The organism is Propionivibrio sp., assembly GCF_017995515.1.
Taxonomy (GTDB): domain Bacteria; phylum Pseudomonadota; class Gammaproteobacteria; order Burkholderiales; family Rhodocyclaceae; genus Propionivibrio.
In genome coordinates, this window is record NZ_JAGOIT010000123.1 from 1 (window position 1) to 9135 (window position 9135).

Annotated in this window: 8 protein-coding genes; all 8 read left to right on the forward strand. The window is 62.9% G+C overall.

Features of this window, described 5'->3' with window-relative positions; all coding sequences use genetic code 11:
* Positions 1 to 402, forward strand: a 402-nt coding sequence (locus KBA32_RS15130; RefSeq protein WP_294360605.1) for a TIM barrel protein, incomplete at its 5' end; no start/stop codon positions are given.
* Positions 403 to 434: 32 nt separating this feature from the next.
* On the forward strand, positions 435 to 1607 hold the full coding sequence (locus KBA32_RS15135) for a Gfo/Idh/MocA family oxidoreductase (protein ID WP_294360608.1): 1173 nt from the start codon (positions 435 to 437) through the stop codon (positions 1605 to 1607).
* Between the two features lie 14 nt (positions 1608 to 1621).
* Positions 1622 to 2770: a Gfo/Idh/MocA family oxidoreductase gene (locus tag KBA32_RS15140; protein ID WP_294360611.1), complete on the forward strand. Its 1149-nt coding sequence runs from the start codon at positions 1622 to 1624 to the stop codon at positions 2768 to 2770.
* On the forward strand, positions 2767 to 3786 hold the full coding sequence (gene iolG, locus KBA32_RS15145; protein WP_294360613.1) for an inositol 2-dehydrogenase: 1020 nt from the start codon (positions 2767 to 2769) through the stop codon (positions 3784 to 3786). The genes KBA32_RS15140 and iolG (KBA32_RS15145) overlap by 4 nt, the downstream gene beginning before the upstream one ends.
* Positions 3787 to 3939: 153 nt before the next feature.
* On the forward strand, positions 3940 to 4824 hold the full coding sequence (locus KBA32_RS15150; protein WP_294360615.1) for a DMT family transporter: 885 nt from the start codon (positions 3940 to 3942) through the stop codon (positions 4822 to 4824).
* A 184-nt stretch (positions 4825 to 5008) separates the two neighbouring features.
* The gene (gene iolG, locus KBA32_RS15155) at positions 5009 to 6004 is read left to right on the forward strand and encodes an inositol 2-dehydrogenase (protein WP_294360617.1); all 996 of its coding nucleotides are present in this window, start codon (positions 5009 to 5011) and stop codon (positions 6002 to 6004) included.
* A gap of 129 nt (positions 6005 to 6133) precedes the next feature.
* Positions 6134 to 6994, forward strand: coding sequence for a MurR/RpiR family transcriptional regulator (locus KBA32_RS15160; protein ID WP_294360619.1), 861 nt, complete (start codon positions 6134 to 6136; stop codon positions 6992 to 6994).
* A gap of 50 nt (positions 6995 to 7044) precedes the next feature.
* On the forward strand, positions 7045 to 8979 hold the full coding sequence (gene iolC / locus KBA32_RS15165) for a 5-dehydro-2-deoxygluconokinase (protein WP_294360621.1): 1935 nt from the start codon (positions 7045 to 7047) through the stop codon (positions 8977 to 8979).
* Positions 8980 to 9135: the final 156 nt, after the last annotated feature.

Genomic DNA, 9135 nt, shown 5'->3' on the forward strand with positions numbered 1-9135 from the left:
ACGTTCGACGAAATCTGCACGTTGTTCGACTGCACAACGCCGGCCGTCGGCTTGCTGCTCGACACCGGCCACTGTGCGGCAGCGGGTTTCGATTACCGCGAACTGCTCAAGCGTTACGGCAACCGCATCGTTCATATCCACCTCAAGGACGTGCGCGCCGACGTCATGCGCACCGTGCGCAGTGGTGATCTCAGCTTCAACGCCGGCGTACTCAACGGCATGTTCACCGTTCCCGGCGACGGCTCGGTCGATTACGCCGGCATCGCCGACTTCGTGCGACGAACGGACTACGCCGGCTGGATCGTCGTCGAGGCCGAGCAGGACCCGGTCAAGGCGCCACCGCTGGCCACCGTCACCCGCGCCAGGCGGTTCATCGCCGGCCTTCTCGAACAAGGCAAATAGCCGCCTCGACCACCATTGCAAGGAGCAACACCATGAGCAAACCCACCCTGAACATCGGCCTGATCGGATCGGGCTTCATGGGCCAGGCCCACGCCGACGCCTTTCGCCGCGCCCGCATGCTGTACCCCAACCTGCCGATGGCACCGCATCTCTACTGCCTCGCCGACGCCAACGACGAACTCGCGGCGAAAGCCGCCGCGCGCTTCGGCTTCGAGACCTCGACCGGCGACTGGCGCAAGCTGATCAATGACCCGAAGGTCGACGTCGTCGACATCACCTCGCCCAACCACCTGCACTGCGAAATGGCGCTGGCGGCGATCGAGGCCGGCAAGCACGTCTATTGTGAAAAGCCGCTGGCGGTGACGCTCGAAGAGGCCGAGCGCATGGCCGCCGCCGCGCGCCGCAAGGGTGTCAAGACGCTGGTCGCCTTCAACAACATCAAGACGCCGGCGGCGCTGCTCGCCAAGCAGCTGATCGAACGCGGCGACATCGGCACGCCGACGCGCTTCCGCGCCTGGTTCGACCAGGGCTTCTTCAACGACCCGACGCTACCCTGGAGCTGGCGTTGTTCGCGCAAGGACGCCGGCTCGGGCGCGCTCGGCGACCTCGGCTCGCACGTGATCGGTGTCGGGCAGTTCCTGATGGGTGGCGTCGAGGAAGTTGCAGCGCAGGCGCAGACTTTTTTCCCGAAGCGGCCGGTGCCGCAGGGCGGTTCGGGTTACGGCGCCAAGGCCGGCTCCGATGCGACGATGGCCGAGGTGGAAAACGAGGACCAGATTCAGTGCCTCGTGCGCTTTGCCTCCGGCGCCGGCGGCACCATCGAAGCTTCGCGCATCTCGGCCGGCAAGGTGTTCGGCGTCTATTGGGAAATCTCCGGCACTGAAGGCACGATCATCATGGATGGCGAACGCTTCAACGAGCTGAAGATCTCACGCTTCACCGACCCCAAGCCGGATCGCGGCTTCAAGACGATCTACGCCGGCTCGCAGGTGCCACAGTTCTCCGCCTTCTTCGGCTTCGATTTTGCGGGCGGCGGGCTGGGCTACTTCGACGTCAAGGTTATAGAAGTGCATGACCTGATCGCCGGTATCGCGGGGACGCAGGACTGTTTCCCGGCCTTCGACTTCGGTCTGGAGAACGAGCGCATCATCGCCGCAATGGAGCGCTCGCTCGAAACGCGGGCGTGGGAAAAGGTCGCAAAGTAACGAGGAGGCAAGACATGAGCAACACATTGAAATTCGGCGTGATCGGCGCCGGCTACATGGGCAAGGCCTACGCAATCGCGCTCAATACGGTGGCCTCGGTATATTCGCTGTCCGCCAAGCCGGTGCTTGAGTTGATCGCCACCAGTTCGGCCGACGGTGCGGCAAAGAAGGCAGACGCCTTCGGCTTCAAGCGCGCGACCGGTTCGTGGCAAACGCTCGTTGCCGATCCGGACGTCGACGTCGTCGGCATCTGCTCGCCGACCTTCGTGCACAAGGAGATGGCGCTCGCCGCGATCGCCGCCGGCAAGCACGTGCTCTGTGAAAAGCCGCTCGCGCTCTCGGCCGCCGAGGCACACGAAATGGCGCAAGCAGCCGAGCAGGCCGGCGTCAAGACGCTGGTCGGCTACAACTACATCAAGAATCCCGCGACGCGGCTCGCCAAGCAGATGATCGAGGCCGGCGAAGTCGGCGAGATCGTGCATTTCCGCGCCACGCACAACGAGGATTACCTGATCGACCCGGCGGCCGGCGGCGGCTGGCGGCTCAAGGAGAAATTCGCCAGCAAGGCCGGCGCGCTCGGCGACCTCGCCTCGCACATCATCAACTTGGCCCACTACCTGTGCGGCCCGATCGCCGAAGTCGTTGGCGAAAGCCAGATCGTGCATGGCCGGCGTCCCGGCGACAACGGTCAACTGGAAACGGTCGAGAACGACGACCAGACCAACTTCCTCGCCAAGTTCAAGAGCGGCGTGCTCGGCTCATTCGAAGCCAGCCGCGTCGCCACCGGGCGCAAGATGGGCTTGACCTACGAGGTGATCGGCACCAAGGGCAGCCTCTATTTCGACCAGGAACACCTGGCCGAGCTGCAGTTCTACAACGCCGGCGATCCGGCCGGCCGACGCGGCTACCGCACGCTGCTGATCGGCCCGGACCACCCGGACTACGGCAATTTCTGCATCGGCGCCGGCCACGGCTTCGGCTACAACGACATGATCACGGTCGAGATGATGGACCTGATCGAAGGCATCGCCGCCGACCAGGCGCTCTGGCCGTCGTTCCGCGACGCCGTGCATACGGCGCTGGTCGTCGACTCCGTGCTCCTTTCGCAGAAGGAGCGGCGCTGGGTCGCCATTGAAGAACTCGAAAAAGGACTCCAGAAATGATCAAACTTGCCGTCTTCGGCGCCGGCCGCATCGGCTACGTCCACGCACTGAACGCCGCCGCGCTGCCTTCAGTCAAGCTTCAATACATCGTTGATCCCGTTCCCTCGGCACATCTCGACGATCTGGCGGCGAAAACCGGCGCGCGCATCGTCGATACGGACACCGTATTCGCCGACCCATCAATCGACGGCGTCATCATCGCCAGCTCGACCGACACGCACGCGGAGCTGATCCTGAAAGCCGTCGCCGGCGGCAAGGCGATGTTCTGCGAGAAACCGATCAGCCTCAATTTCAAGCTCGTCACGGAAGTGGCCGAGGCTGTCGCCAAGGCCGGAACACCTTGCATGATCGGCTTCCAGCGCCGCTACGATCCGAACTTCCGGCTCGTGCGCGAGCGGATTCAGAGCGGCGCCAGCGGGCAGTTGGAGCAACTCGTCATGCACACCCGCGACCCGTCGCCACCGCCTGTCGACTACGTGAGGCGTTCCGGCGGAATGTTCCGCGACCAGGCGATCCACGACTTCGACATGGCGCGCTACCTTCTCGGCGAGGAAATCCGCACCGTCTATGCCGTCGGCGGCTGTCTGATCGATCCCGAGATCGGCAAGGCCGGCGACATCGACACGGCGATGATCACGTTGACCTCGAAATCGGGTCGCTTCGTCCAGATGAACAACTGCCGGCGTGCGCCCTTCGGCTACGACCAGCGGCTGGAAGCCTTGTGCGCCAAGGAAGTGCTCTACGTCGAGAACCGCCTGAAGAACTCGGTGATGATCGGCAGCGCTGAAGGTTTCTCTGTTGCGCCGCCGATGAACTACTTCATCGAGCGTTTTGCCGACGCCTACCGCGCTGAAATGGTCGCCTTCGTTGAGATGCTGCAAACCGGCGCAGCGCCACTCGCCAGCATGGAGGACGGGCTCGAAGCGCAACGCCTGGCTGAAGCGGCGATGGTGTCGATGACCACCGGCAAAGTAGTCGAACTCACGCCGGACTGGCGACCGGGAAGCACGCCGTAGGCAAAAAAGTCACCGATGCTCGCGCGGGCATCGGCGATTCTGTCGCTTTTCGCAAGAAGCGTAATCGGCGTTATGATGCCGGCCGTTACCCTTGCCGGACAATCGTCCGGCACCGAATCAAGGCACGGCCCTTGCCGTACAGGAATCCCTTGCGTGCATCACGCTGAAACAACCCGCCAATCGCTCAAGGCCGATGTCGTGCTGGTGGCGGTCACCCTGATCGCCGCACTCGGCTGGATCTTCTCCTACCATTCGCTGCAAGGCTTGCCGCCCTTGCTCTTCATCGGCATTCGCTTCCTCAGTGGCGGCCTGATTCTGGGCGCCTTTGGCGTACAGGGCGTCACCGAGGTACGCAAGAACGCCGCCGCATTGCGCCAGTGTCTGCAAACCGGTCTTGTCCTTTCGGTAGCGATGATGTGCTGGATCATGGGCCTCCAGCTGACCACAGCGATGGGTCCCGGCGCCTTCATCAGCAGCCTCGGCGTTATCATCGCGCCGATCATGGCCGGCGTGCTCTTTCACGCCCGCATCGCACGGTCAACGTGGGTCGCCGCACTCGTCGCAACAGCCGGCATGGCCTGTCTTGCGCTGCAGCCGGGCATGAGCATCCACACCGCCGACCTCTTCTTCCTCGCCAGCGCGCTGGCCTTCTCGGTCCAGTTCAACCTGAATTCGCGCTTCGCCGGAAAAATTCCGGTGCTACCGCTGACGGCGATTCAGCTGAGTGTTGTCGGTCTGGTAACGCTCGTCGTCTCGGCCGCCATCGAGTCGTGGCCGGATCACGTTTCCAACACGACCTGGCTGTGGGTCGTCACGAGCATTCTGATCGCCACCTGCCTGCGCTTCTACCTGCAAGTAAGTGCGCAAGGACGCACCCCACTCAGTCACGCCGCATTCATCATGACGCTGGAGCCGGTGTGGACGGCCATCCTGGCCTTGGTCTGGCTCGGCGAACGGATGCGTCCGGCGCAGGTGCTGGGCAGCGCGCTGATCCTGTGCGCACTGGCCATCAGCCGCTGGCGCTCGATCGTGCGCTGACGCCGCTCGTCGGCACGGGCCACAACAGAAAACACTTTTCTGTTGTTTTGTTTTGTAGAATTTTATTTCTATTTAAAGCGTTTCGTCCTAGAATATCCGCGAGGCGACGGTGCGTTCCGCAACCACGCGCGCCGCATCAAGAACCGGACTTACGCAAATACCTACAACCAATCGGAGAGACACCATGACCATCAGTTTGGCAGTCATCGGCGCTGGTCGCATCGGCCAGATTCATGCAACGAACGCCGCCCGCAACCCCGGCGTGACGCTGGCAGGCGTCGCCGACGCCATCCCAGAACCGGCCGCCAAACTGGCCGGCGCGCTCAGCACGAAAGTCGTCACGCTCGACCAGATCTTTGCCGACAAGAGCATTAACGCCGTGCTCATCGGCTCGTCGACCGACACGCACGCCGACCTCATCCAGCGCGCTGCCGCCGCTGGCAAGCACATCTTCTGCGAAAAGCCCGTTGATCTCGACCTCGGCCGTGCGCGCGAGTGTGAAAAGGTCGTCAATGCCTCTGGCAAGGTCTGCCTGATCGGCTTTCAACGTCGCTTCGACCCGACCTTCGCCGCGCTCAAGGCGCGCATCGAAAAGGGTGAAATCGGCGAACTCGAAGCCCTGTCCGTGATCAGCCGCGACCCCGGCGCACCGCCCGTCGAGTACCTGCAGCGCTCGGGCGGCATCTTCAAGGACATGCTGATTCACGACTTCGATATCTTCCGCTGGATTCTCGGCGAAGAAGCGGAGACGGTCTACGCGACCGCCAGCGCCCTCACCGATCCGACGATCGCCACCGCCGCCAACGATGCCGACACGACGGCGGTGACGCTGCGCACGACCAGTGGCAAACTGGCTCAGATCCACACCTCGCGCCGCGCCGCCTACGGCTACGACCAGCGCTTCGAAGTGCTCGGTTCAAAGGGCATGCTGCAAGCCGGCAACCACCGCCCGACCGAGGTGGTCGCCTCTGGCCCGGACGTTGTCTCGATCGACAAACCGGAGCATTTCTTCCTGCAACGCTATGAGAAAGCGTACCGGAACGAACTCGACCACTTCGTCGCCGTCCTTGCCGGACAGGAAAAGCTGCGCGTCAGCATCGCCGACGGCGTCAAGGCGCTCGAACTTGCCGATGCCGCGACGACTTCCTGGCGCGAAAATCGCATCGTCCGCCTCGGTTGATCGTTGCTCGCTGACGGCCGCCGCAGGCTCGGCGGCCGTCAGCTTTTTAGCCGCGCAGACGATGCCGACCCCGAAGTCATGCTGAGCTACAATTGCGCATGACACCTACAGCGGCGTGCAACCAAGAACATGGCTCAGGACAACCGAGTTGAAGATCTGATTCAGCGGGTCGCCCGCGAATACGACGATCTCTCCAGGCAACTCAAACTCATCGCGCAATACATCACCGAGCATCGCCAACAGATGGTCGTCGTGCGCATCCGCGACGTCGCCGACGCTTGCGGCGTGCAGCCATCTGCCGTCGTGCGCTTTGCCCAGCACTTCGGATTTTCCGGCTACTCGGATCTGCAAGCCGTCTTTCGCGACGCCTATGCCAGCGGGACAACAGCGGGCAATTACCACCAGCGTCTGCAGGCTGTCATCAGCGACCATCCGGCGCAGATGCAGAGTTCCGAGTTGGCGCGAGGCTTCCTGGATACCTGTCAGGCCGGCATAGCCACGATGAAAGCGGATCTCGACGATCGCGCCTTCGAGAAGGCAGTCACCATCCTGCAAAACGCCGAGCACATTTACCTCATGGGCGTGCGCCGGATGTTCCCGGTGGCCAGCTACCTCGCTTACGCGCTCTCGCAAACACGCAAGCGCGTCATCATGGTCGACGGGCTCGGCGGCCTGTACAAGGAACAGATCGCCGGACTCTCCAAAGGCGATGTGCTGATCTCGATCAGCATGGCGCCCTACGGAACCGAAACGCGCTACTGCACCGACCTCGCGGTCGAGCGGGAAGCAACGGTCGTCGCCATCACCGACAGTTCGCTGTCGCCAATCTCCCGAGCAGCTGCCGTTGCGCTCACGGTCCACGAGTCGGAAGCCTATTTCTTCCGTTCGCTCGCCGGCACCATGAGCCTGGCGCAAGCGCTGTTCATCGCCCTCGCTTACCGGCTCGAACTCAACATGGAGCGCAAAGCCGACCGGGCCAGCGAGGATTGACAACGCCCTACCTGGCACGGCATGCGCTTCCGAGCGCTGCAATTGAAGAGATGAAAAACTCAACTGTATTCGCGACTGGACGCAAGCACGAGGTCGCCTCCATCGGTCGCCTGGCGGTCGATCTATACGCAAACCAATATGGCTGCGATCTGGAAGACGTTTCCACCTTCGCCAAATACCTCGGCGGCTCCTCCGGCAACGTCGCGTTCGGCAGTGCGCGCCTGGGGCTGCGCAGCGCGATGATCACGCGCGTCGGCAACGAACAGATGGGGCGCTTCCTCATCAAGACTCTCGCCGACGAAGGCTGCGACGTCTCGCAGATCAAGGTCGACCCGGCGCACATGACCGCGCTGGCGATTCTCGGCATCAAGGATCGCCAGACCTTCCCGCTGCTTTTCTACCGGGACAATTGCGCCGACATGGCGTTCTGCCCGGATGACGTGGACGAATCGTTCATCGCCGACTGCATGGCGCTGCACATCACCGGCACGCATTTCTCCACGCCGCGGGTGCGTGCCGGGAGTCTCCGCGCGCTCGAATACGCGCATGCGCACAACGTCCGCACCGTCCTCGACATCGATTACCGGCCCGTCCTGTGGGGATTGACCACCCCAGGCGACGGCAAGACGCGCTACATCCCGAGCCTCGACGTCACGGCGAGATTCCAGGAAATACTCTGCGAGTTCGACCTCATCGTCGGGACCGAAGAAGAATTCGAGATCGCCGGCGGCAGCCAGGACCTGATTTCGTCCCTGCGCGAAGTGCGCAAGCGTTCAAACGCCGCGCTCGTCATCAAGCTCGGCGCGCTCGGTTGTGCCGTGATCGAAGGCCAGATCCCGAACCGCATCGAAGACGCGTTTACCGTTCCCAGCCCGCGTGTCGAAGTCCTCAACGTACTCGGTGCCGGCGACGCCTTTCTCGCCGGCTTCTTTTCCGGGTGGTTGCGCGGCTTCGACTACGACATCTGCTGCCAGCGCGCCAACGCAAGCGGCGCCCTCGTCGTCTCGAGGCACTCGTGCGCGCCGGCGATGCCCACCGAAGAGGAACTCCAGTACTTCATCGAGCACGTCGATACGCTGACCGAGCCAGCCGTCGACAACACGCTGAACTGGCTGCACCACGTCACGCCAAAACGACGCGTCTGGAACGACGTCTTCGTCTTCGCCTTCGACCACCGAAGCCAGCTTTACGATCTCGCCCGCCAGGTCGGCGCCGCGGAGAGCCGTCTCCCTGCGCTCAAGCGATTGCTCGTCGAGACCGTGGCAAGAACGGAAGAGAGGCTCAATCTGAATGGCTCGGTCGGCGCACTGATCGACGACATCTACGGCGAAGACGCCCTGCACGCCGCGACCGGGCGCAACTGGTGGATCGGCCGCCCGGTCGAGCAGCCGGGATCCAATCCCGTCATCTTCGAACTCGGCAGCTCCATCGGATCGGTCCTTGAGCACTGGCCGAAAGAGCAGGTGGTGAAGTGCCTGATCTACTATCATCCCGACGACCACCTCGACCGCCGGCTCGCGCAGGAGAGCCAGGTGCGCACGCTTTGCGAAGCCACAAATGAAAGCGGCCACGAGCTCCTGCTCGAATTAATTCCCGCGAAGGGGCTGCCGTTCCAGCAAGACACGACGATCCGGACGATGACGCGCTTTTACAATCTGGGTATTCACCCCGACTGGTGGAAGCTGCCGGCGCCGTCGGCCGAACAATGGAAACAGATCGACGAGTTGATCAAGGAGCGCGACCCATACAGTCGCGGCGTGCTCATGCTCGGCCTCAACGCCCCGCTCGACCAGCTTATCGCGTCATTCGAGGACGCGCGAAACAGCAGCACGTGCCACGGTTTCGCCGTCGGCCGCAGCATCTTCCAGGACCCGGCGCGGGAGTGGCTCAACAACAAGATCAGCGACCAGACGCTCATTCAGCGCTGTTGCGACAATTTCGAGCAACTCATCGTCGCCTGGCAGAAGATCCGCGGTCGGCGGTAGTGTCAGATCTTTAGTCCGTAAGCCAAATGGCGCAAAGCCCCGCAATGCTTAGAGCGATGCGGGGCTTTGTATGTTGGGGAGCCTGGCGGTGACCTACTTTCGCACACGGTTGGTGCACTATCATCGGCGCGGCTTCGTTTCACGGTCCTGTTCGAG

Coding starts and splice junctions, on each gene's coding strand:
- KBA32_RS15160 (WP_294360619.1), top strand. CDS start 6,134: ATGGCTCAGGACAACCGAGTTGAAGATCTGATTCAGCGGGTCGCCCGC.
- iolC (WP_294360621.1), top strand. CDS start 7,045: ATGAAAAACTCAACTGTATTCGCGACTGGACGCAAGCACGAGGTCGCC.
- iolG (WP_294360613.1), top strand. CDS start 2,767: ATGATCAAACTTGCCGTCTTCGGCGCCGGCCGCATCGGCTACGTCCAC.
- KBA32_RS15140 (WP_294360611.1), top strand. CDS start 1,622: ATGAGCAACACATTGAAATTCGGCGTGATCGGCGCCGGCTACATGGGC.
- iolG (WP_294360617.1), top strand. CDS start 5,009: ATGACCATCAGTTTGGCAGTCATCGGCGCTGGTCGCATCGGCCAGATT.
- KBA32_RS15135 (WP_294360608.1), top strand. CDS start 435: ATGAGCAAACCCACCCTGAACATCGGCCTGATCGGATCGGGCTTCATG.